Genomic DNA, 23,572 nt, shown 5'->3' on the forward strand with positions numbered 1-23,572 from the left:
GGGTGAGGCGCCGGGAGGGTCAGCCCTTGACCGCGCCGAGCATGACGCCGGAGACGAAGTACCGCTGGACGAACGGGTAGACGACCAGGATCGGCAGGACGGTGAGCACGATCGTCACCGCCTGGATGTTGGCCCCCACCTGCGTCACTTCCGCCGCCGCCGCGCCGAAGGAGTCGGCGCCGGTGGCTCCGGCGATGAGGTTGCGCAAGTAGACCGTCACCGGGAACAGCTCCGACCGGTCCATGTAGAGGAACGCCGCGAACCACGAGTTCCAGAACGAGACCGCGTAGAACAGGATCATCGTGGCGATGACCGCCTTCGACAGCGGCAGCACGATCTTCCACAGGATGCCGTAGGTGTTCAGGCCGTCGATCGCGGCCGCCTCCTCCAGGTCCTGCGGCAGGCTCTCGAAGAACGCCTTCATGACCAGGAGGTTGAACACGCTGATGGCGTTGGGCAGCACGATGGCCCAGATCGAGTTCTTCAGGCCGAGGCCGGTGATCAGCACGTAGTTCGGGATCAGGCCGCCGGAGAAGAACATCGTGAACACCGCGACGCCGACGAGGACCTTGCGGCCCTTGAGGTGCTTCTTCGACAGCACGTACGCGTAACACGTCGTCATCACCATCGCGATGAAGGTCGCGACCACCGTGTAGACGACCGTGTTGCGGTAGTTCGTCCAGAACATCGGGTCCGACGCGACGATCTTGTACGTCGTCAGGTTGAACCCCTTGGGAATGAGGTTCACCTCGCCGGAGCTGATGGCCGTCTGGGAGCTGAACGAGCGGGCCAGGATGTTGACGAACGGGTAGAGCGTCACCACCACGACCAGCGTCAGGACCACCCCGTTGAACCACTGGAAGACGCGGTAGCCGCGGGTCATGTCGTGCGTTGTCACCACAGGCTCGTCCCAACTGTGCGGCGGGAGATCACATTGGCCGAGAGGATCAGCACCAGGCCGACCACCGCCTCGAACAGGCCGATGGCCGCGGCGTAGCTGAAGTTGCTCGCCTCCAGGCCCATCCGGTACAGGTACGTGGAGATCACGTCGGCGGTCGGGTACGTCAGCGGGTTGTACAGCAGGAAGACCTTCTCGAAGCCCACCGCCATGAACGTGCCGATGTTGAGGATCAGCAGCGTCACCGCCGTCGGCCGGATGCCCGGCAGCGTCACGTGCCAGACCTGCCGCCACCGGCTCGCGCCGTCCATCCTGGCCGCCTCGTAGAGCTGGTCGTCGATGGTGGTCAGCGCCGCCAGGTACAGGATCGTGCCCCACCCGACCGTCTGCCAGACCTCTGAGCTGACGTAGATCGTCCGGAACCAGTCCGGGTCCTGCATGAACGAGATCTTCTCGCTGCCCAGGTAGCCGAGCAGCGCGTTGATCGGCCCGTCCACCGCCGTCATCTGCATGACGAGACCGGCCACGATCACGACCGACAGGAAGTGCGGCAGGTACGACACCGACTGCAGGAACCGCTTCAGCGCGCGCCGGCGCACCTCGTTGAGCAGCAGCGCCAGCACGATCGGCAGCGGGAAGCAGAAGATCAGGGTCAGCGCGCCGAGGATCAGCGTGTTGGTGAAGACGTTCCAGAACGTGGGGTCGTTCAGGAACATCTTCACGTAACGCAGGCCCACCCACTCCTCGCCGAAGATGCTGCCGCCCGGCTCGAACTTCCTGAACGCGATGACGTTGCCGAGCATCGGCAGGTACCGGAAGATCACGAAGAACAGCAGCGGCAGGACCGCCAGCGAGTAGAGCTGCCAGTCGCGGCGCAGCGCGCGACCCCACGTGCTGCCGCCCTTGCGCCGGTGCCTCCTCGGCGCCGGCTCCGCCTCGGGCTCGCGGGCGGTGCCGACAGTCAGCGTCTCGGATGTGCTCATCCTCGGCCCTCCGGAGAGTTGCGGTCGATGTGCGCCGGCGCCGTGAGCCGCCGGCCGTGGCCGACCTCGCGCTCCGGGCCGGTCAGGCGCAGCGGCAGCGTGGCCACGGCGTCCGCGCACGAGCGGCCGAGCCGCAGCTCGACCTCGCCCGGCTCGACGACGCGGCGGCCGCGCGCCCCGGTGAACGACGTCAGATCCGCGGGGACGGTGAACGTGACCCGCGCCGACTCGCCCGCCTCCAGCGGGACGCGGGCGTAGCCGATCAGGCGCACCACCGGCCGCGTCGTCTGCGCGACCGGGTCGTGCAGGTAGAGCTGCACGACCTCCGCGCCCGCGCGCTCGCCGGTGTTGCGGACCGTCACCCCGACGGTCACCTCGCCGTCCACCGCCCACTCGGCGCCGCTCGCCGCGGCCCCGCTCCACTCGTACGTGGTGTAGCTCAGGCCGTGGCCGAACGGGTACGCGGGCGTCGGGTCCACCGACGACACCTCCGAGCGGCGGCCCAGCGGCGGCGCCAGGTACGTCGCCGGCAGGCCGCCCGCGTCCCGCGGCACGGAGACCGGCAGGCGGCCCGTCGGGTTCACCGTGCCGGTCAGCACCTCGGCCAGCGCCTGGCCGCCGCGCTGGCCGGGGAAGAAGCCGAACAGCACCGCCTTGGCGGCGGCGACCTCGTCGCCCAGCGCGTACGGGCGGCCCGCCAGCAGCACCAGCACCACCGGGGTACCGGTCGCGAGCACCGCCCGCACCAGCTCGGCCTGCACGCCCGGCAGGCGCAGGTCGGTGGCGTCGCAGCCCTCGCCGGACGTGCCCCGCCCGAACAGCCCGGCCCGGTCGCCGACGGCCAGCACGACCACGTCGCTGCCGGCCGCCAGCTCCGTCGCCTCGGCGAACCCGTCGGTGCCGGCGCCGGTGATCGTGCAGCCCTGCGCGTAGGACAGATCGGGCACCAGCGCGGCCAGCGACTCGCGCAGCGTCGGCAGGTCCAGCCCGAGCCCCTGCTCCGGGTGCGGGCCCACGTGGTTGGGGAAGGCGTAGCAGCCCAGCATCGCCATCGGGTCGTCGGCGACGGGGCCGATCAGCGCCACCTTCGCGCCCGGCCGCAGCGGCAGCACGGCGTCGTCGTTGCGCACCAGCACGACCGCCTCGCGGGCCAGCCGCAGGGCCAGCTCCTGGCTCTCCTCGTCGTCGAGCCGCACGTCCTCGGCCGGGCCGGGCAGCGGCTGCCAGCCCTCGTCGAGCAGGCCCTGCTCGGCCTTCTGCACGAGCACGCGGCGCAGCGCGCGGTCGATCAGCGCCTCGTCCACCGACCCGGCCTTGACCGCCTCGACCAGCGGCGCGCCGAACGTGTCCACCGTCGGCAGCTCGACGTCGATCCCGGCCTTCAGCGCCAGCCCGGCCGCCTGCCCGCCGTCCGCCGCCACCTTGTGCAGCCGCTCCAGGAACCGGACCGAGAAGTAGTCGGCCACCACGGTCCCCTGGAAGCCCCACTCGTCGCGCAGCAGGCCCGTCAGGATGCTCTCGTCCGCCGCGACCGGCATGCCGTCGATCTCGGCGTAGGAGTTCATGACCGAGCGGGCGCCGCCCAGGCGCAACGCCATCTCGAACGGCGGCAGCAGCACGTCCGCCAGCTCCCGCGGGCCCATCGCGACCGGCGCCAGGTTACGGCCGCCGCGCGAGTTGGAGTAGCCGGCGAAGTGCTTGAGCGTGGCCACCACGCCCGCGCCCTCCAGGCCGCGCACGTACGCGGCGCCGAGCGTCCCCACCAGGTACGGGTCCTCGCCGATCGTCTCCTCGGTACGCCCCCAGCGGTAGTCCCTGGTCACGTCCACGACCGGGGCCAGGCCCTGGTGGATGCCCGCGCGGCGCATCGAGCGGCCGATCCGGGCCGCCACCTCCTCGATCAGCTCAGGGTCGAAGGAGGCGCCCCAGCTCAGCGGCGCCGGATACACCGTCGCCCGCCACGCCGCGAACCCCGTCAGGCACTCCTCGTGCACCTGCGCCGGGATCCCGAACCGGCTCGCCCTGACGATCTCCGCCTGGGAGGCGGCCAGCGAGCGCGCCCCCGCGACGGGATCGACCGGCGCCGTCCCGAACGGGCGGGTGAGCTGGCCCAGCCCCATCCGGATGGCGTCCGCCCACTCGGGGCCGCTGCCCATGTCCGTCTGGTGCGGGGCGACGCCGCCTCCCGACGCGTCCGCGCCGACCCACACCCCGACGAGCTGGGCGACCTTCTCCTCGAGAGTCATGAGCGGGATGAGCGCGTCGGCCCGTTCGGCGGGCGACAGCCGGGTGTCCCGCCATGGCTCGCTCTCGCCGGACGCCGAGCTCGTGTCGATTGGTTCCTGGCCCCTCATGCCATCCCTTCGGCCATGACGGCGCCGTCCGCGGGAGAGCGGGGGGTGTTACGCGGGGGTGACGCCGAAACTTTCAAGCAGATCCGTTTAATATTGCGGCAACATAAGGGGCCCGTTGAATCGTGTCAAGAGTGCCGCCAACCTGCTAAGTTGCAGAATCGGCCGACGGCTGGTCCGTCCTTGTCACGGCCTCATCCAGGGCCGTTTGGGCGACAATTTTCCCGAAACTTTCGGATCCATCGAGGGGGGCGGTGCCATGAAGACTACCGGGAGGGCTTCGCGGCACCGGCGGGCGGCCTCGGCCCAGTACGCCGCTCCCGCCCTCTCTGCCAGCGCCTCCGCCCGGCGAAGATGCGCCGCCGCGCGCTCGTACCGCCCCAGGCTGGCGGCCAGCCGGCCGAGGTACAGCGCGACCGGCCCCAGCGTGACCAGCCCGCTGCCCGCGCCCGCCAGCTCCCCCTCCGCCGGGAGCAACCGGTCGTAGAGGCGCTCCATCGCCTCCCGGTCCCCCAGCCGGAGCGCGGTCTCGGCGTGCAGGCAGGTCCTCGCCTCGAACAGCAGGTCACGCGGCGAATCGGGGATCATCCGGGCGGCTGACGCCGCCTCCTCCTGCCGCCCCTCCGCGAGCAGCACCAGCGGCCTGCCCCACGTCTCGTACGGCCCCAGCCCCTCCACGCCCGCGCCGTCCAGGTCCAGATCCAGACACAGCAGGGCGAGCGGAAGGATGCCCTCCTCGACGCCGGGCATCCCCGTGCCGCTGAGCCGGGCCGCCGCCGCCCGGTACGCCGACCTTGCCGCCTCCCTCGCCTCGGCGTCGCCGGCCGTGATAGTGCGGCGGAGAGCCGCGTACCAGGTGGTGAACACCCCGACCAGCGGGAGGTCGTGCCGCTCCGCCAGCCTGTCCGCCGCGGCGGCGTGCCGGTCGGCCGCCTTCAGCTCCGCCAGCGCCGCCATGGACTGCACCAGGACCAGGTGCCCCAGCACCTCGAACGTCACCAGCCCGTCCCGGCCGGCGGCCAGCCGCACCAGCTCCTCCCCGATCGCGGCCCGCTCCGGCGCCAGCCCCGCCCGGTGGAAGGTCTGCATGTAGCGGCCGTTGAGCGCGTAGGCGAGCAGGGTGCGATCATCCAGGCGGCGCGCGATCCCCTCGGCCTCGGCCGCCGCCTCGGCGCCCCGCCCGCCGGGGTCGGCGCGGCGCTCCATGGCGATGGTGATCAGCAGCCGGGCGCGCTCGGCGTCGTACCCCTCGGGACGCAGGGCGGCCAGCGTGCGTTCGGCGGCGGCGACCAAGCGGGCCGACAGGGCGGGGTCGTCATTGGCGGTCCAGATGGCGGGCACGTCGAACGAGCCGATCACCCCGGCCGTCACCACCGGATCGCCGAGCGCCTCCGCCGCGTCGACCGCCTCGGCCCGGTACCGCCGCGACTCGTGCAGCTCCCCGATCACCGCCAGCGCCCTGACCAGCCCCATGACGGCCTCCAGCCGCCCGGCCGCCCAGCCGGCGCCGGCCGCGCTAACAGAACCGGCCGCCCCACCAGCGCCGGCCAGCGCATTCGCGCCGCCAGAACCGGTCGCACCGTCAGGGGCCGTCGCGTCGCCAGGGCCGGTCGTGCCGGCGGGGCCGGTCGCGTCGGCGGGACCGGTTGCCTGGTCCAGGGCCGTGAGGGTGGCGCGCCACATGCGGGCCGCCTCGTGCGGTGCGGGCCTGGCCTCCGCGCGGCGGGCCGCCAGCCGCGTGTAGTGCGCGGTGCGCACGGCCCCCGCCCGCCCCTCCGCCCGCACGCAGTGGTGGGCGATGGTCTCCACGTCGCCGGGACGGACCCGTTCGACGATCTCGGCGGCCCTGGCGTGCCACCGGACGCGGCGGGCCCGCGTCACCTCGTCGTACAACGTCTCGTGCACCAGCGCGTGCGCGAACCGGAGCCGGTCGGCGTCCCGCTCCACCAGGAAGCCCGCGAGCAGCGCGGACTCCACGGACTCCAGCACCTGGTCCTCGTCGCCCGCCAGCGGCACCAGCACGTCGAGATCGACGTCCTGGCCGAGCACGGCGGCCTGCCGGAGGTGGGTGCGCGCCGCGTCGGAAAGGCCCGCGAGGCGGTGTCGGATGACGTCGCGGACTCCGGCGGGCACGGTGGTGTGCAGGGCCGCGTCGCCCTCGCTCTCCCACAGGCGGACGAGCTCCCTGACGAAGAACGGGTTGCCCCCGCTCCGGGTGTGGATCGTCCGGGCGTCACGGTCGTCCGGCGTGCGGCCGGTGATGACCTGGACCAGCTCGCGCACCTGGGGTTCGGTGAGGCCGCCCAGGTAGACGCGGGCCGGCTCGGCCCGCGCGGCCCTCCCCAGCGCGTCGGCCAGCCCGGCGGAGATCTCGGTCGATCGGTACGTGCCGACGATCAGCACGGGTGCCTGGCCGAGGTCGGTGGCCAGCGTCGTCACCAGGGCCAGCGTCTCCTCGTCCGCCCAGTGCAGGTCGTCGAAGACCAGGAGGAGCGGGGCCCGCCCGGCGACGCCCGCCAGGTGCGCGGCGATGGCACGATGCCGCTCGAAGCGCGCGGCGAGCGGCGCAACCTCCGGGACAACCGCGCCCGCCTTCCCGACCGCGCCCGCCTTCCCGACCGCATCCGCCTTCCCGGCCGCGCCCACCTGCCGGGCCCCGTCCGTCGGCCCACCGAAGGGCCCGAATCCGGCGGCCGTGAGGTGCTCCTGGATCCGGGTCCAGGGCCAGGCGGCGGGAGCGCCCTGCAGTTCGGGGCTGGCACCCCACGCGGTGGTCCAGCCCGCGGCCTGCAAGCGCCCGCTCAGCGTCCTGGCCAGGGCCGTCTTGCCCGCGCCCGCCGCCCCGGACACCAGCACGAGCCGCGCCCGCCCCGTCGCCGTGACGGCCGCCGCGACGCCTTCCAGCTCGGCCAGCTCCGCGCCCCGCCCGACGAACGGATGCTCCACGGCCTCCCCGCCGAGCGCCGCTCCCGCCGTCCCGGCGAGCTCAGCGGCACCGCCACCCACCGGCAGGGCGGGCGGCGGGGTGAGGTGGGGTGCTTGGGCGAGGATGTCGGATTCGAGGCGGCGCAGCCCCTCCCCCGGGTCCACTCCCAGCTCGCGCCGCAGCACCTGCCTGGCCCGCCGCAGCTGCCCCAGCGCGTCCCCTTGCCGCCCCGCCCGGTAGAGGGCGAGTGCCAGCAGCCGCCACCCGTCCTCGCGCAGCGGATGCCCGGCGACGTGCGCCTCCAGGTCGGGTACGGACTCGGCGGCGGCCCCCTGGGCGAGGGCGGCCTCGGCGCGGCGTTCGACGGCGAGCAGGCGCAGCTCGTCGAGGCGGGCGGCCTCGCCGCGCGCCCAGTCCAGCTCGGCGAACTCGGCGTAGGCGGGCCCCCTCCAGAGCCCGAGCGCGGTGTCGAGCAGGGCGTGGGCCTGCGCGGCGGCGCCGTCGGCAAGCAGGCGGGAGGCTTCCGTGACCGCGGACTCGAAGCGCCAGGCGTCCACCGCCTCCGGCTCGGCGCGCAGCGCGTAGCCGGGCGGGGAGGTGACGAGGAGGCGGGAGGGGGTGCGGGGCGGCCGGCCGGGTTCGAGTGCCTTCCTCAGCTCGCCGACGAACGTCTGCACCGCGCCGAGCGCGCCTTCCTGCGGGTCCTCCCACAGGTCGCCGATCAGCCACGACACCGGTACGACGCGGCCCCTGGCGACCAGCAGCCTGGCCAGGACGGAGCGGTGGCGCGGGCCCTTGAGGCGTACCGGGCCGCGCTCGTTCTCGGCCGTCAGCGGGCCCAGCACACCGAATGTCACCATCTCGCCTCCCAACCTATCCGCCGGTGCGAGGTGGGCTGAGCGGCCGCTGACCAGGTGCTGATTGGCGGACGGCAGGCTTCGAGGCGCCCCCCATGAGACGACGAACCGAAACGGCAGGAGAGCCGAGCACATGACACCCCAGATCACCGGATTCACCCGCCGCCGCGTCACCGTGGCCGACGGCGTGGCGCTCAACGTGGCCGTCGGCGGCTCGGGCAGCCCCGTCGTGCTGCTGCACGGGTTCCCGCAGACGCACCTCATGTGGCGGCACGTCGCCGCCGACCTGGCCGCCGACCACACGGTCATCTGCCCCGACCTGCGCGGGTACGGCGACAGCGACAAGCCCGCCGACCCCGACGGCCTCGCCTACTCCAAGCGCACGATGGCCGCCGACGTGGTGGCGCTGGCCAGGGCGCTGGGGCACGAGCGGTTCGCGCTGGCGGGCCACGACCGGGGCGCGCTGGTCGCCGTCCGGGCGGGTCTCGACCACCCGGACGCCGTCACGCACCTGGCCTCCCTGGACGTGCTGCCGACGCTGGACTCGTGGGAGGTGATGCGGGGGCGGTCGGCCGCCGTCGGGTTCCACCTGTACCTGATGGCCCAGCCGCCGGGCCTGCCGGAAGCCATGATCGCGGGGGCGGCGGACGCGTTCTTCGGCTACTTCCTGGACCTCTGGGCGAACGACCCGAACGCGATCCCGGCCGACGTCCGGGCCGCGTACCTGAAGGCGTCCCGCGAGGCGATCCCGTCGATCGTGGCCGACTACCGGGCCACGGCCACGGTCGACGTCGAGCACGACGAGGCCGACCGGCGGGCGGGCAACAAGCTGACCATGCCCGTGACGGTGCTGCAGCAGGACTGGGGCTCGGCGCTCGGGTTCGACGCGGCCGGGAGGTGGCGGGCCTGGGCGCAGGACCTGGAGCACCGGACGGTGACGTGCGGGCACTTCATGGCGGAGGAGGCCCCGGCGGAGGTGGTCAAGGCGCTGCGGGACCTGCTCGCCCGGTGACCCGCCCCTGAGGTCGCCCGAGCGGGTTGAGCAGGGGGTGGCCCTGGTTCGGGGCGGTGTTCGCGGGTACGGGAACGACTACCGGTCCGGGAGGAGGGCTATCGTGATGCGTCCCATCGCCGCCGCCGTGGTGGTCGTCGCGCTGTCGGCCAGCGGCTGCATGAACGCCGGCTTCGACGAGGCCAACAGGGTCCCGCAGAACGACGGCGCCAACGCGAACGTGGAGGGCGGCCTGAGCCTGCGCAATGTCTTCCTCCTGGGAGGCACCGACTCGGCCTCGCCGCCGCCGCAGCAGGCGCTGTTCGGGGTGATCGTCAACGACGGTCAGCAGGCCCACCAGCTCGAACGGGTCACGATGGACGGCGGCGGCACCGTGCAGCTGGCCGGGCAGCCGCTCACGCTGCCGCCCGACCAGGCCGTGGGCACCGGCAACAAGCCGATCGGCACCGCCACGGGGGTGCGCGGCAGCACGGTGCCGATGACGTTCACCTTCCGCGACGCCAAGCCGGTGCGCCTGATGGTGCCCGTCATGACCCGCACCGGCCACTTCTCGAACCTGCCGTCCGCGCCGGCGGGCTCGCCGACGCCGGCCGCCCCGGTCACCTCGCCGCCTCCGCCGCAGGTGACGAACCAGGGCACCGCGTCGCCGGGCCCGACGGCCACCACTACGGGTTGAGGTGCCGCCAGCCCTTGGCCAGTGACCGGCCGACGGCCTCCATCAGCGTGCCGTCGGTCCAGTAGAACGGGTGCACCAGCGGCGTCTGGAACGGCGGCCACGGCCCCCGCACCTCGATCGCCCGGTCCATGGTCACCTGCTGCTCGTAGGCGGGCCCGAGCGGCCGCAGCGGGTAGGCGGCCACGTCGTCGGGGTCGTGGAAGTTCACCCATTCGCTCTGCAGGGCGGTCCTGCGGCCGGCGATGTCCGGGCCGGGGAAGTCGATGGGCTTGTCGAGCGTGGCGTCGGGGTAACGCAGGCTCCACAGCGCGAGCGGGCTGCCCATGGTGTAGAGCCAGGCCAGCGTCTCGCCCCTGGCCAGCGCCGAGGTGCCCATGGCGGCCCGTACCCGGTCGGGCACGAGCTTGCGGCCGCGCAGCGTCTCCTGCTGGTCGTAGACGTAGTCGCTGACCAGCACGCTGCCGAACGAGTGCGCCAGCACGCACAGCGGCGCCGCGTCGCCGGCCTTCTCGGCCAGCCGCGCCAGGGCCCTGGCCAGGCTCTCGTGCGCGGCGACGTAGTTGGCCTCGTTGCGCTGCCGGTCGTAGGCGATGATGTCGCCGCCGAAGTGCAGCATCAGCCAGCGCGCGCCCGGGTAGCGCAGCCCGCGCGGCCCCGCAGGCCGCGCAGCCCGGGTATCCCGGGCAGGAAGGGCAGGAGCAGCCAGCCGGCCAGCGGGGCCAGCGCGCCCGCCCGCCCGGCGTTGAGCCGCTTGACCAGCCGTTCCAGCTGCCCGTCGAAGAAGGTTCTGGCGCCCTCCTCGGAGTACATCCTGGCGAACAGCTCGCGCTGCCGCTGCTCGATGTGCGGCGCCCAGTTGACCGCCTCGACGACCAGTGCGTCGTCGGCGTCGGTGCGGCTCATGCCGGCCGCGCGGGCGAACGCGGCCCGCAGCATCGCGGCCGGCCGCGCGGCGAAGCCGGGGTCGTCGATCTCGACGCCGTGCACGAACGCCACGGCGATGCTGGTCACGGCGGGCTCCCTTCCTCTGGAGCCGCGCGCACCACGGACGGGCGGCGGCGGGCGCGGCGCGGGCGCCGCTCCAGCAGGTGCGTGCACATGCGGTCGGCCAGCGCCGCGATGGTCAGCGACGGGTTGGGGCCGACCGGGCCCGGCATGGCCGCGCCGTCCGCGACGTACAGGCCGGGCAGCCCGAAGACGGCGTTGTACGGGTCGCAGACGCCCTCCTCCCGGCTGTGCCCGATGGACGCTCCGCCCAGCGGATGCACCGTGATGATCTTCCGGAAGAACCAGATCGGGTTGTCCACGTACTTGGCGTCCAAATGGTCGGCGATGTCGCGCATCGTGCGCCGGATCCGCTCGAAGTACGCGCGGCTCGTCCTGGTCGTCCAGTCGACGTTCAGCCGGTCGCCGCGCAGCTTCATCACGCCGTCCGGCACGTCCCGGCCGATGCCGAGCAGCGGCAGCGAGCCCGACGACAGCGTGCCCTGCCCGATCAGGCGCGACAGCTCCGCGCTCAGGCTCGTGTCGGACGAGCCCAGCAGCCGCGACACCAGCGCCCGCACCACGAACTCGCCCGCCCTGAACACCGACCGCGTCACGTCCGTGCTCTCCGCCAGCCAGTCCACGAACCCCGGATAGCCGCCGTCCTGCACGTAGAAGCCGCGCCCCGTGACGTCCGGCCGGTCCAGCCGGTCCGGCACGAACACCGAGCTGGTGATCACCGGCCCGCGGCTGGCCTCCAGCCGCTCGCCGCCGGCCGGCCTCGGCAGCAGGAACGTCAGCAGGTCGCCGTTGCCCGAGTACCGCCGGCCCAGCCGCTCCAGGTTGAGCCCCGGCAGCGTGTCGCGGTTGCGCAGCAGCAGGTAGGTCGTGCCGTACGTGCCCGCGGCCAGGATCAGCAGGTCGCACGTGATGCCGCGCAGGGGCAGCTTGCGCGTGTCGGTGCGGCGGCCCTCGCGCGCCTCGTCGTGCTCGACGTACGTGACCTCGTAGCCGCCGCCGTCACCGCGTGCCCGCAGCCCGCGCACCTCACGGTGGGTGCGCAGATCCGCCCCCGCGGCCTGCGCGGCCGACAGGTACGTGTGGTCGAGCGTGTTCTTCGCGCCGTCGTTGCAGCCCAGGTCGCACTCCCCGCACAACCGGCAGGTCCGGCGCGGCCTGCCGTGCAGGTTCCCGTACGCCGGGTCCTTGATCGGCAGCCCCAGCCCCGGCGCCTCCTCCGGCCCCGGCGAGAAGCTGACGGCCAGCGGCGGCAGCTCCCAGGCCAGGCCCAGGTCCTTGGCGGCCACCTGCATGGCGAGCGTCTTACGCGTGTCGGCGTAGGCGGGGGCGTGCAACGGGTAGCGGGTGGCGCCCAGCATCCGCTCCACGGCGTCGTAGTGCGGGTCCAGCTCCGCCCTGGTGACCGGCCACGTCTCGTACCCGCCGCCGGGCAGCCGCTCCCGCTTGACGAACCACTTCTCGTCCTTCCTGAGCAGCACGTTCGCGTAGATCAGCGAGCCGCCGCCGAGGCCGCTGCTCACCACCGAGTCGAACCCGTTGAACGTCCACACGTCGAACAGCCCGTACAGGCCCTCGCTCGGATCCCACAGCGCCCGGCTCAGCTCGCGCGGCGAGCGGGCGAAGCTCCCCGGCGGGTACGCGCGCCCGCGCTCCAGCACGACCACCCGCAACCCCGCCTCGGCCAGCCGGTAGGCCGACACCGACCCGCCGAACCCCGAGCCGACGACCACGGCGTCCACATGCTCAGGGGACGTCATCGCTCCTCCCCCCGGCGGGCGCGCGCCCGCACGAAAGCGCGCGGCCTCTGGAGGTAGCTGGCGCGCAGGCTCCGCGCGAACAGCAGCCCGAACGCCCCGAACACGCGCGCCGCCTCCACCGGCGAGGCCACGTTCCTGGCCCGCATCGACACCAGGAGCGCCGCCAGCTCCGCCACCCCCAGCCGCAGCACCCCCGCCCCGACGACCTCGCCCCTGGCGTCGGGCCCCCGGTGCAGCCGCACCTCCAGGGTGGTCGTGTCCGGCCACAGATCCAGGCCCAGGTCATCACGGACGTTCTTGCGGCCGGCCAGGTAGTACGCCTGGCCGTCGTACGAGAACGGGGCCTCGTACACGAGCAGCGTCAGGTCGGGCTCGCCGGACGGGGCGAACAACTGGAAGATCCCGTCGTGGAACGGGATCCGCTGCGCGACCCCGGGCAGCTCGATCTCGCCCCGCAGGGTCCCGGGGTGCAGGGGGTCGGCCACGAACGCCCGCATGTCGTCGATGGTGACGGTGGCCCGCAGCGTGAGCCGCCACCGCGTCCGGCGCCCGACGCGCGCCCCTTCGCCCGGGTCGGCCACGCCCATGGCGAAGTACCCGGACATCTTCTCCCGGAACGTCAGCCCAGGGGCGCCTGCGGCGGGCTCCGGCTTCCCCGCAGCACCGGCGCCCTCCGCCCGCCGGCCTCCGCGCGCCCCGCGCCCGGCCGAGCACCCGGTTGCGCACCCGGTTGCGTGCCCGCCCGGCCGGTGCTGGGTTGCGCGCCCGCCGTGCGGCCGGTCGCCGCCACGGCCGCCGTCGCCTCCTTGCCCGCACTGTCAGCGGCGGGGGTCGTCGCCCGGCGCTTCCGGCCGGAAGCCGCCGTCGCCGCCCGCGCCCGCGCACCGCCCGCAGCCGGGCCGGTGGTCGGCGGGGTCGGGGTGTCAGGGGTGGGGTTGGGGGTCATGGGGCATCAGGCCTTTCCGCTCGTGCCGCCGGCGCCCTTCCCCCGGGCCTTCCCCCCGTTCTGCGCGTACATGGCGTTCGGGTCGAGCAGCCGCCGTCGCTCAGGGGAGGTGCTGGTGCGGGAGTGCATGTAGCGGAAGCCGCCGTTGTCGATGACGATGTCGTCGACCCGTTCCACCAGCCGTTCGAGCACCTTCTCGGTCATCTGGGCGGGGTTGACACCGAAGTACAGCATCAGCTCGCAGTGCCGCTTGCTCGCGTCCCCTTTGGACAGGTACGCGGAGCGGATCGCTTTGACGTACACGGAGATGAAGGTGATGCCGCCGCTGTCGCGCCGTTCCTCGACGGCGAGGTCGTACAGGCGGCGGAAGAGGATCTCGTAGCGTTCGGCGGGGGCGAGGACGACGAGCATGCGGGTGGGGTCGCCGACGGTGGCGTCGAGGACCTGGTCGGTGAAGCGTTCGATGTTCTTGCCGCTGGCGTAGAGGGGGCTGAGCATGATGGCGCCCATGCCGAGGTATTTGACGAGCTCGTCCATGGCGGTGGGCAGGCGGCCGGCCCAGTAGCCGAGGAGCTGCTGGTAGCCGTAGGCGGCGCGGTTGATGAGGGATTTGAGCGGGTTCTGGGGGGTTTCGTGGTAGGAGGAGAACTGGCCGAGCCGTAGCGCGCCGAGAGGGGTGGGGAAGTCGGCCCACACGCCGCGTTCCATGAGCGCGTCGCCGGGGTCGCGGATGAGCTCGGCGGAGCGGCGGATGTAGTCGTCGAGGTCGGCGGTGAGCAGCAGGTGGTTGGCCAGCACGGTGCGGTACTTGTCGACGCGGACGATCTCGATGGTGAGCGTGGTGATGACGCCGTGCCGGCCGGTGCCGGCCAGGACGCGGTGGAAGCGGCCGGGGTCCCGATCGCGGCCGCAGACGTGGACGGCGCCGTCCCAGTCCACGTACTCCAGCTCCTTGACCGTGTCGACGAACAGGCCGTACCGGTGGGAGGCGGGGCTGATGCCGCCGACGGAGGCGAAGCCGCCGGCGGTGATGTGGTCGTGGTCGCCGATGATCGACAGGCCCCAGCCGCGTGCGGCGAGGTGGGCGTCCACCTCGAACAGGACGGTGCCGCCCTGCACGGTGACGGTGCGCTTGCGCTCGTCGACGTCGATGATCTGGTTCATCCGGTCGGTGAGCATGACGGTGGCGCCGTCGCCGGTGACGAGGTTGTTGCTGGAGTGGCCGTGCCCGCGCACGATGAGCCGCTCGTCCCGCTCGCGTACCTCTTTGACGGCTTTGACGACGTCGTCGGTGGTGCGCGGCAGGTAGACCTTGAACGGCCAGCGCGGCGGGATCCCGGGGTCGGCCACCCGCTCCCAGTCGTAGGCGAGGCTGGACAGCGTGTCGTGCGGGTAGGCCTCGTGGCTGGTCGGCTGGTAGATGCGGTGCTGTGACACGGTCATGCCCCTTGCCGCTTCAGGAAATCGATCATGAGGGGGAAGACGTCCTGGTGGCAGTTCCTGCCCATGAAGACGTCCTGGTGGCCGTAGCCGGGGAAGACGACGAGCTCGTGCCGGCCGGGGGCGGCCGCCTTGAGGCGGTCGTAGCAGACCACGTTGGAGTCGGCGAAGACGTGGTTGCGGTCGCCGGTGGTGAGCAGCACCGGCGTGTCGATCTCGGCGGCGCCGGCCAGGTAGTCGTCGGGCAGCGCGGCGAGGCGGGCGTCGGACGGGTCGTACTTCACGGCGCGGCCGGCCCGCACCATCTTCAGCACGTGCCGGTAGTAGTGGAAGCCGGTGGCGCCGTACAGGTCGCCGCTGCGGGCGTGGGTGACGGCCTCCAGCTTGTCGTGGCCATACAGCGCGGGCCAGCCGGTGCCCCACATGAGGCTCAGCATGTGGCAGGCGGGCTCGTCGCACTCGGGGTGGAACAGGTCCACGGCGCGCGAGAACAGCCAGCCCCTGGTGAAGCGGGGCTCCTCGCTCCACTTGGGGTCGAGGTAGGGGAAGCCGAGCACGTACTCCATGAAGGCGGGCGCGACGGTCAGCTTGAGCTGCGACCAGGCGGGCACGCGCGGGGTGAGGGCGGCGCTGTTGGCGATGACGCTGGCGATGCCGTCCACGGCCCGGCCGAACAGGCTCATCATGAACGACACGGAGCCCAGGCAGTGGGCGATGACGTGCACGCGCCGCTCCCCCACCTGCGCGCGCAGCGTGCGCAGCGCGGCCGGGTAGTCGTAGAGGGCGATGTCGTCCATGGTGTGGCGGTGCATCGCGCGGTTGTACGGGTGCCGGTTGCTCATCCGGTAGTCGAGCGTCCACACGTCCGTGTAGCCCGCGTCCAGCAGGTAGCGGACGAGGTTGGTGTGCTCGGGCATGATGAACATGTCGCTGGACGTGGTGAGCCCGTGGATCACCAGCACGACGTCGCCGGCCGGCTCCCTGAAGAACCGGAGCATGCTCAGGCCCAGGCCGTCCTGGGTGGTGAAGGGGTGCGTCGTGACCGTGGCGTCGGGGACGCCTTCGAGCGTGAACAGCGGGATGGTACGCGCCATGGCGATTCTCCGCGCGGATCAGGACGCCCTCAGCAGGGCGAAGCGGTCGCGAACGTACATCCGCCCCCGGAGCCCGTCAAGGAAGGCCGCGTATCGGCGTCGGGGAAGGCCGCGTATCGGCCCGCATCAATTGAGGAGCTCGGCCAGCGTTCTCGCCGCGCCCGCGACGAGCTTGCCGTACTCGGCGCGCAGCTCCTCCGTCATGCGGCTGGCCGGGGTGGAGACGCTGAGGCTGGCGACGGGGCCGGGGGCGAGGACGGCGGCGGCGACGGCGGCGATGTCGGAGCGCCATTCGCCGCGGTTGTCGGCGTAGCCGCGGGCGAGCACGGCGTCGAGCTCGGCACGCAGGGCGCGCGGGTCGGTGATCGTGGTGTCGGTGTAGCCGGGCAGGTCGCCGAGCGGGCGGTCGAGGTGGGCGAGCACGGCCTTGCCGTTGGCGGAGGCGTGCAGCGGCAGCCTGGTGCCCAGCGGCAGCACGATCCGCAGCGGCTTGTCGGTCTCCAGCCGCTCGATCAGCACGACCGCGTCGCCCTCGGGCACCATGAGGTGGATCGTCTCGCCGGTGCGCTGGCGCAGCTCCTCCATGACGGGCACGGCCGCGTCGCGCAGCCCCAGCTCGGTGCGGCGGGCCACCTGCAACGCCTTGCTGGTGACCTGCCAGCGGGTGACCTCGCCCCCGGCCGGCCTGATCCACCCGGCCTCGTGCAGCGTCTTCAGCGACCGCTGCACGGTGCTCTTGGGCAGGCCGAGCCCGCGCGCCAGCTCGCCCACGCCGACGGGCTGCCGGTCGGCGACCTCTTCGAGGACGCGCAGGGCGTTGATCACGTTCTGCATGCATTGACTCCTCTGGCGGACCGATCTTAATGTTAATGAACCGCACAGCGGCACGCCGTGCCGTGTGATGGCACGGAGGTGGTTCTGACCGTGGGCCGGCACTTCTTGCAGATCCCCGGGCCGACCAACGTTCCCGACCGGGTGCTGCGGGCCATCGCCCAGCCCACGATCGACCACCGGGGGCCCGCGTTCGCCCGGCTCGCGGGCGAGCTGCTCGAACGGCTGAAGACCGTGTTCAAGACCGCGGGGCCCGTCGTCGTCTACCCGTCGTCGGGCACCGGCGCGTGGGAGGCCGCGCTGGTCAACACGCTGTCGCCGGGCGACAAGGTGGTGGCGTTCGGGACCGGGCACTTCTCCGCGCTGTGGTGCGGGATGGCCGAGCGGCTCGGGCTCGTCGTGGACGTCGTGCCGGGCGACTGGCGGCACGGCGCCGACCCGGACGCGCTGGCCGACCGGCTCACGCCCGACGTCGCCGCCGTCATGGTCGTGCACAACGAGACCTCCACCGGCGTCCGCAGCCCCGTCGCCGGGGTGCGCGCGGCCCTCGACCGGGCCGGGCATCCGGCGCTGCTGCTCGTGGACACGATCTCGTCGCTGGGCTCCATGGACTACCGCCACGACGAGTGGGGCGTGGACGTCACCGTCGGCTGCTCCCAGAAGGGGCTGATGCTGCCGCCCGGCATGGGGTTCAACGCCGTCAGCGAGAAGGCGCTGGCCCATCGGGGGCGGCTGCCCCGGTCGTACTGGGACTGGGAGCCGATCATCGCCGCCAACCGGCAGGGCTTCTTCCCCTACACCCCGCCCACCAACCTCCTGTACGGCCTGCGCGAGGCGCTGCTCATGCTGGAGGAGGAGGGCCTGGACGCGGTCTTCGCCCGGCACGACCGGCACGCCGAGGCCACCAGGCGGGCCGTGCGCGGCTGGGGGCTGGAGGTGCTCTGCGCCGACGAGCGCGCGCATTCCAGCTCGCTGACCGCCGTCCTCATGCCGGACGGGCACGACGCCGACGCGGCCAGGCGGCTCATGCTGGAGCGCTACGACCTGTCGCTCGGCACCGGGCTCGGCCGGCTCGCGGGCCGGGTCTTCCGCATCGGGCATCTCGGCCACTTCAACGACCTCATGCTCGCGGGCACGCTCAGCGGGGTCGAGATGGGGCTGGCGGCGGCCGGGGTGCCGATCAAGGAGGGCGGGACGCGGGCCGCGCTGGCGTACCTGGAGGGGGCTCGGTGAGCCTCGCTCGCACGCTGGCTCCGTTGATCGCCGGCGACGTCCGGGACGACCCCTACACCAGGCACCTGTACTCCTCCGACGCCAGCATGTACGCCATCGAGCCGCTGGCCGTCGCCTTCCCCCGCGACGCGGACGACGTCCAGGCCCTGGTGCTGGCGTGCGGCGAGCTGGGCGTGCCGGTGCTGCCGCGCGGCGCGGGCACCAGCCTGGCCGGCCAGACGGTCGGCGCGGCCGTGGTCGTGGACTTCTCCCGGCACATGAACCGCATCCTGGAGATCGACGGCAGGACCGCCCGCGTGCAGCCGGGCGTCGTCCAGGACCAGCTCAACCGGGCCGCCCGCAAGCACGGCCTGATGTTCGGCCCCGACACCTCCACCAGCAACCGGGCCACGATCGGCGGCATGATCGGCAACAACTCCGCCGGCAGCCACTCCGTCCTGTACGGCTCCACGATCGACCACGTGCGGGCGCTGCGCGTGGTGCTGGCCGACGCCACCACGCCCGACCTGGCCACCGACCCCCGGCTCAACGCGGGGGTGGCGGACATCCTGGACGGGCTGGACCTGTCCGGCTTCCCCCGCTTCTGGCGCCACTCCGGCGGCTACCGCCTCGACGCGGTCGCGCAAGGGGGCCTGACCAAGCTGATCGTCGGCTCAGAAGGCACCCTGGCCGTCGTCACCGAGGCCACGGTCGGGCTGGTGGACCTGCCGAAGGCCAAGGCCATCGCCGTCGGCCACTTCACCTCCACCGCCGCCGCCATCGCCGCCACCGCCGACGCCCTCGCCTCCGACGCCGCCTCGGTCGAGCTGCTCGACAAGGCCATCCTCGACCTGTCCCGGCAGCGCGTGGACTACGCCGGGCTCGGCGGCATCCTGGAGGGCGACCCGGAGGCGCTGCTGTTCGTGGAGTTCTTCGGCGACAGCGCCGCCGAGGTGGCCGGCCGGGTGGACGAGCTGGCCGCGCTCTGGAAGGCGAACGGCCACGGCTACCACACGCTGCGCGCCGTCACCGCCGGGCAGCAGGCCGCCGTGCTGAAGGTGCGCAAGGCCGGGCTCGGCCTGCTGATGGCCTCCAGCGTGGGCAGCCGCAGGCCGCTGGCGTTCGTCGAGGACACGGCCGTGCCGCCCGAGCGGCTGCTGCCGTACGTCGAGGAGTTCGCCGCGATCCTCGACCGGCACGGGCTGCGGGCCGGCTTCTACGGCCACTGCTCGGTCGGCTGCCTGCACGTACGCCCGTTCGTCGACCTGCGCGCCCCCGGCGAGATCGGCACGATGCGGGCCGTCGCCGAGGAGATCGCCGACCTCGCCGCCCGGCACGGCGGCGTGAACTCCAGCGAGCACGGCGACGGCCTGGCCCGCTCCGAGTTCAACCGGCGGCTGTTCGGCGAGCCGATCTACGAGGCGATGCGGCGGGTCAAGCAGCTCTTCGACCCGCACGGCCGGCTGAACCCCGGCAAGATCGTGGACGCCCCGCCGATGACCGCGCACCTGCGCGACCCGGCCATGCCCGCGCCGCGACCGCTCGCCACCACCCTCTCCTTCGGCGATGGCGGCATGCACGCCGCCGCCGACCGGTGCATGAACGTCGGCGTGTGCCGCAAGGACGACTCCGGCGTCATGTGCCCGTCGTACATGGCCACCCGCGAGGAGGAGCACTCCACCCGCGGCCGGGCCAACGCCCTGGTCAAGGCCCTGTCGTCGCCGGACCCGCGGCGGGCGCTGGGCGACGAGCGGCTGCGCGGCATCCTCGACCTCTGCCTGGAGTGCAAGGCGTGCCAGTCGGAGTGCCCCCTCGGGGTGGACATGGCGGCCATGAAGAGCGAGTTCCTGCACCAGTACCAGCAGGTCCACGGCGTGCCGCCGCGGGCGCGCGCGTTCGGCGCGATCAGGACGCTCAACCGGCTCGGCTCCGCCACCGCGCCGCTGTCGAACTGGCTGGCCGGCGCCGTGCGCGGCCCCCTCGGCCTGAGCCGGCGCCGCCCCCTGCCCCGCTTCCACCGCGACAACCTCCCCCGCTGGTTCGCCCGCCGCCCGCCGCGCCACTCGGGCAAGGACGTGATCCTGCTCGCCGACTCCTTCACGGCCTACACCGAGCCCGCGATCGGGCGCGCCGCCGTCGAGCTGCTGGAGCGCGCCGGCTACCGGGTCAGCCTGGCCGCCGAAGGCTGCTGCGGCCGCGCCGGCATCTCCAAGGGCCTGCTCGACCGCGCCCGCGCCATGGCCGCCGACCTGGTCACCCGCCTGTCCCGCACCAGCGCGCCGATCGTCGGCCTGGAGCCGTCCTGCCTGCTGACACTCAAGGACGAGTACGCCGCCCTGCTCCCCGGCGACCCGCGCGTCAAGGAGGTCGCGGCCCGCGCCCGGCTCATCCCCGAGCTGCTCACCGAGGCCATCGACGACGGCTCACTCACCCTCGGCGACGCGCTGCGCGGACGCGAGATCCTCCTGCACGGCCACTGCCACGAGAAGGCCGTCACCGGCACCACCGCCACCCGCGAGCTGCTGTCCAGGATCCCCGGAGCCCGCGTGACGGAGCTCGACGCCGGCTGCTGCGGCATGGCCGGCTCGTTCGGGTTCGAGGCCGAGCACTACGACCTGTCCATGAAGATCGGCGCTCTCCGGCTCTTCCCGGCGATCGCCGCCTCCGCACCCGACACGCTGCTCGCGGCCACGGGGGTCTCCTGCCGCCAGCAGATCGCCCACGGTGCGGGCCGCGCCGCCCGCCACCCGGTCGAGCTCATCCACTGGGCGGCCGGCCTGCCATAACGCCTCGGGGGAGATCGGAGTACGCAGTGTCAGCAGAGCTCCTGTCCATTCTCGCCCTCATCGCCATGTTCGTCGTCGCCACGATCTTCCCCGTGAACCTCGGAGCCCTCGCCCTCGTCGGCGCCTTCCTCGTCGGCACCCTCGCCGCCGGCATGGACACCGACGCCATCCTCGACGCGTTCCCCGGCAGCCTGTTCGTGATCCTCGTCGGCGTGACGCTGCTGTTCGCGATCGCCACCAACAACGGGACCGTGGACTGGCTCGTCCGCGCCGCCGTGCACCTCGTACGAGGGCGGCTGGCCGCGATCCCCCTCGTCGTCTTCGCCGTCTCGGCGCTGCTGACGGCCGTGGGCGCGCCCGCGCCCGCCGTCGCGGCCATCCTCGCGCCGATCGCGTTCGGGTTCGCGGCCGACCACCGCATCCATCCCATGCTGATCGGGCTCATGGTCGCGCACGGGACGCAGGCGGGGGCGTTCTCACCGATCAGCGTGCTGGGCGGCATCGTGAACGGGGTCGCCGCCGAATCCCACCTGCCCGGGAACGACCTCGTGCTGTTCGTGTCGAGCTTCGCCTTCAACGCCGCCGCGGCCGTGGCCGTCTTCTTCGTCTTCGGCGGGCGCGACCTCATCCGCCGCGGCACCGTCCCCGCTCCTTCGGACGAGACCGCGACCGGCTCAGGCACTCCGCCCGTCACTGGGACCGTCGCTGGGACCGGCTCTGGGGGCGCGGTCGTCACGCAGCAGGCCACCCCCGCGACCGGGCTGAAGCTAACCCCGCACCAGGCCCTCACCCTGACCGGCATCCTCGTGCTCTGCCTGGCCGTCCTGGCGCTCAAGCTGGACGTCGGCCTGACCGCCGTCACCGTGGCCGTCGTCCTCATGCTCACCTCCCCCAGGTCCGACAAGGGCGCCGTGGAGCGGGTCGCCTGGCCGACCGTGCTGCTGATCTGCGGCGTCGTCACGTACGTGGGCGTGCTCCAGGAGATCGGCACTGTGGACTACGTCGGCTCGGCCGTGGCCGCGATAGGCATCCCGCTGCTGGTGGCGCTGCTCATCTGCTACGTGGGCGGCGTCGTGTCCGCGTTCGCCTCGACCGTGGGCATCCTCGGCGCGCTGGTGCCGCTGGCCGTACCGCTGCTGTCGCAGGGCACGCTCGGGCCGGTCGCGATGATCGCGGCGCTGTCGGTGTCGTCGGCGATCGTGGACGTCAGCCCGTTCTCCACCACCGGCGCGCTGCTGGTGGCCAACGTCAGGGGCATGCACCGCGACGACTTCTACCGCCGGCTGCTGGCCTACGGCGGCGTGATCGTCCTCGTGGGCCCCCTGGCCGCCTGGGCCGTCCTGGTCGTGCCCGGCTGGCTCGGCTAGCCGTCTCGTGCCCGGCCGGCTCGGCCAGCCGCCGCGCCGATACTCATCCGTGATCGCCTGCCGCGAGGATTCTCCTGCGTCCCGACAACAGCAGAGGAATCTTCATGATCAGACGACTCACGGCCACGCTGCTCGCCGCGAGCCTGGCCGCCGCCGCACTCACCGGCGGCCAGGCGGCGCACGCCGCCGCCGCCCCGGCCGACCCGGTCAAGAGCCTGCGCGCGCAGTTCGTGGAGGGCCGCGGCGTGCTGGTCACCGAGACCAGCCGCAGCAAGCTCCCCGGGGACGCGCGGACGGCCCCGACCAGGACCACCGGCACGATCGCCTTCGGCAGGCACGGGGTCGTGGGCGCCGATCTCACCTCGAAGTATCCGCCCTCCCCCGAATTAGGGGACGAGTTGCAGGAGATCGAGCTCGGCCGCACCACCTACGTGCGCGGCTTCTGGTGGGGGCCCCTGCCCGAGGGCAAGAAGTGGATCCTGTTCAACGGCAAGGACTCGTTCTGGGGGCAGGCGCACCAGCGGGCCGACCAGGTGATCGACGTCTTCGACCCCAGAACCCTGCGCCTGCTGCTCGCCAAGGCCACCGTTCGCAAGGGCGGCGAGTACCGCGGCGTCGTGACCAGCAAGGAGCTGTACAAGAAGAGCGAGCTCATGTTCGTGGAGTTCCCCAAGGTCTCCTACCGCCTCTTCCTCGACCGGAACCGGCTGCCGATCCGCCTCGTCACGGAGTACCAGTACACGAGCGTCGGCTACGACAAGGACGGCAACAAGATCAAGGACTCCTACCACCCGCTGGTCGACACGCGATACTCCGGCTACGGCACCATGGTCGCGATCGCGCCGCCGCCGGCCGACGAGGTCGTCGACTTCGACGACCTGGAGATGCCGTCCGGCGAGCAGAGCGACGACGAGCCGCTCACCCTGGACCGCAACTCCATCAGCGCTCGGTGATGTGCTGATCCCGGCCCGCCTGGTAGATCCGGCCGTGCCCGCTCGCCTTCGCCTCCATCACCACGGAGACGGGGCCGGGCTGCCCGGCCGGGGCCAGCGCGGGCCGCAACACCTCGTCCAGCACCCGCTGGATCTCCACGGCCAGCGCCGGGTCCGCGCGCAGCAGGGCCTGCAACCTGATCTGCCACGCCCCGGCCAGCGCCCGCTCGGTGTCGTCGTCGCCGTCCGCACGGGCCTCCAGCACCTGGCCGCGTACGCTCTCCAGCTCCGCCCCGACGGCCTCGACCTCGGCCGGACGGGCCCGCCGCCACAGCGCCACCACGCCGTCGCGGGCCCCCTGCCAGGCGTCGGTGGCCATCGCGGCCACCACGGCGGTGCCCGCCGCCAGCACGATCGGATCCATGCGCCCTCCCGGAAACGTCTCCCCGCGTTCACCGTAGAACGCGAACGGCCCGGCCGCCGCCCCTATCGCCGAGGC

Annotated in this window: 18 protein-coding genes; 6 read left to right on the forward strand and 12 right to left on the reverse strand. The window is 73.0% G+C overall.

Annotated elements, in window-relative coordinates:
• Nucleotides 1-19 precede the first annotated feature (19 nt).
• The 4 genes from KIS93_RS45735 to KIS93_RS67895 all read right to left on the reverse strand — a co-directional run bounded on the left by KIS93_RS45735 (nt 20) and on the right by KIS93_RS67895 (nt 8,018).
• Nucleotides 20-898: a carbohydrate ABC transporter permease gene (locus KIS93_RS45735; protein WP_230465455.1), complete on the reverse strand. Its 879-nt coding sequence runs from the start codon at nt 896-898 to the stop codon at nt 20-22.
• The gene (locus KIS93_RS45740) at nt 895-1,881 is read right to left on the reverse strand and encodes an ABC transporter permease (RefSeq protein WP_080041544.1); all 987 of its coding nucleotides are present in this window, start codon (nt 1,879-1,881) and stop codon (nt 895-897) included. The genes KIS93_RS45735 and KIS93_RS45740 overlap by 4 nt, the downstream gene beginning before the upstream one ends.
• Complete coding sequence (locus KIS93_RS45745) at nt 1,878-4,235, reverse strand: beta-xylosidase/alpha-l-arabinosidase (protein WP_080041545.1); 2,358 nt, start codon at nt 4,233-4,235, stop codon at nt 1,878-1,880. Before KIS93_RS45745 ends, KIS93_RS45740 begins: the two co-directional genes overlap by 4 nt.
• Nucleotides 4,236-4,418: 183 nt before the next feature.
• Nucleotides 4,419-8,018, reverse strand: a complete 3,600-nt coding sequence (locus KIS93_RS67895) for an ATP-binding protein (protein WP_080041546.1) — start codon at nt 8,016-8,018, stop codon at nt 4,419-4,421.
• Between the two features lie 130 nt (nt 8,019-8,148).
• Between KIS93_RS67895 and KIS93_RS45755 the strand changes: the two genes are divergently transcribed.
• Both KIS93_RS45755 and KIS93_RS45760 read left to right on the forward strand, forming a co-directional pair.
• Nucleotides 8,149-9,027, forward strand: a complete 879-nt coding sequence (locus tag KIS93_RS45755; protein ID WP_080041547.1) for an alpha/beta fold hydrolase — start codon at nt 8,149-8,151, stop codon at nt 9,025-9,027.
• Between the two features lie 103 nt (nt 9,028-9,130).
• Entirely contained in the window at nt 9,131-9,703 is a 573-nt protein-coding gene (locus KIS93_RS45760; protein ID WP_155128280.1) for a copper chaperone PCu(A)C, read from the forward strand.
• Here the strand turns inward: KIS93_RS45760 and KIS93_RS63870 are convergent.
• The 7 genes from KIS93_RS63870 to KIS93_RS45790 all read right to left on the reverse strand — a co-directional run bounded on the left by KIS93_RS63870 (nt 9,693) and on the right by KIS93_RS45790 (nt 16,779).
• Nucleotides 9,693-10,319, reverse strand: a complete 627-nt coding sequence (locus KIS93_RS63870) for a hypothetical protein (protein ID WP_222107887.1) — start codon at nt 10,317-10,319, stop codon at nt 9,693-9,695. The genes KIS93_RS45760 and KIS93_RS63870 overlap by 11 nt on opposite strands.
• Nucleotides 10,319-10,714 carry a hypothetical protein gene (locus KIS93_RS63875; protein ID WP_222107888.1) on the reverse strand — a complete coding sequence of 132 codons (396 nt, stop codon included), beginning with the start codon at nt 10,712-10,714 and terminating at the stop codon, nt 10,319-10,321. The genes KIS93_RS63870 and KIS93_RS63875 overlap by 1 nt, the downstream gene beginning before the upstream one ends.
• On the reverse strand, nt 10,711-12,465 hold the full coding sequence (locus KIS93_RS45770) for an FAD-dependent oxidoreductase (RefSeq protein WP_080041552.1): 1,755 nt from the start codon (nt 12,463-12,465) through the stop codon (nt 10,711-10,713). Before KIS93_RS45770 ends, KIS93_RS63875 begins: the two co-directional genes overlap by 4 nt.
• Entirely contained in the window at nt 12,462-13,070 is a 609-nt protein-coding gene (locus KIS93_RS45775; RefSeq protein WP_186404814.1) for a hypothetical protein, read from the reverse strand. Before KIS93_RS45775 ends, KIS93_RS45770 begins: the two co-directional genes overlap by 4 nt.
• A 347-nt stretch (nt 13,071-13,417) precedes the next feature.
• Complete coding sequence (locus KIS93_RS45780; RefSeq protein ID WP_080041554.1) at nt 13,418-14,854, reverse strand: FAD-binding oxidoreductase; 1,437 nt, start codon at nt 14,852-14,854, stop codon at nt 13,418-13,420.
• Nucleotides 14,851-15,945, reverse strand: coding sequence for an alpha/beta fold hydrolase (locus KIS93_RS45785; protein ID WP_080041555.1), 1,095 nt, complete (start codon nt 15,943-15,945; stop codon nt 14,851-14,853). The genes KIS93_RS45780 and KIS93_RS45785 overlap by 4 nt, the downstream gene beginning before the upstream one ends.
• A 126-nt stretch (nt 15,946-16,071) precedes the next feature.
• On the reverse strand, nt 16,072-16,779 hold the full coding sequence (locus KIS93_RS45790) for an IclR family transcriptional regulator (protein WP_080041556.1): 708 nt from the start codon (nt 16,777-16,779) through the stop codon (nt 16,072-16,074).
• 78 nt (nt 16,780-16,857) lie between these two features.
• Here KIS93_RS45790 and KIS93_RS45795 point away from each other — a divergent pair, with 78 nt between their 5' ends.
• The 4 genes from KIS93_RS45795 (at nt 16,858) to KIS93_RS45810 (ending at nt 23,094) form a co-directional block, all read left to right on the forward strand.
• Nucleotides 16,858-18,009 carry a pyridoxal-phosphate-dependent aminotransferase family protein gene (locus KIS93_RS45795; RefSeq protein WP_080041557.1) on the forward strand — a complete coding sequence of 384 codons (1,152 nt, stop codon included), beginning with the start codon at nt 16,858-16,860 and terminating at the stop codon, nt 18,007-18,009.
• Entirely contained in the window at nt 18,006-20,774 is a 2,769-nt protein-coding gene (locus tag KIS93_RS45800) for an FAD-binding and (Fe-S)-binding domain-containing protein (RefSeq protein WP_230465457.1), read from the forward strand. Before KIS93_RS45795 ends, KIS93_RS45800 begins: the two co-directional genes overlap by 4 nt.
• 26 nt (nt 20,775-20,800) lie before the next feature.
• Nucleotides 20,801-22,141 carry an SLC13 family permease gene (locus KIS93_RS45805; protein ID WP_080041558.1) on the forward strand — a complete coding sequence of 447 codons (1,341 nt, stop codon included), beginning with the start codon at nt 20,801-20,803 and terminating at the stop codon, nt 22,139-22,141.
• A 104-nt stretch (nt 22,142-22,245) separates the two neighbouring features.
• Nucleotides 22,246-23,094, forward strand: coding sequence for a hypothetical protein (locus tag KIS93_RS45810; RefSeq protein WP_080041559.1), 849 nt, complete (start codon nt 22,246-22,248; stop codon nt 23,092-23,094).
• Here KIS93_RS45810 and KIS93_RS45815 read toward each other — a convergent pair.
• On the reverse strand, nt 23,081-23,497 hold the full coding sequence (locus KIS93_RS45815; protein WP_080041560.1) for a hypothetical protein: 417 nt from the start codon (nt 23,495-23,497) through the stop codon (nt 23,081-23,083). The two genes, KIS93_RS45810 and KIS93_RS45815, sit on opposite strands and share 14 nt — an antisense overlap.
• Between the last annotated feature and the right edge of the window lie 75 nt (nt 23,498-23,572).

The sequence above is a fragment of the [Actinomadura] parvosata subsp. kistnae genome (assembly GCF_900323885.1).
GTDB lineage: Bacteria > Actinomycetota > Actinomycetes > Streptosporangiales > Streptosporangiaceae > Nonomuraea > Nonomuraea composti.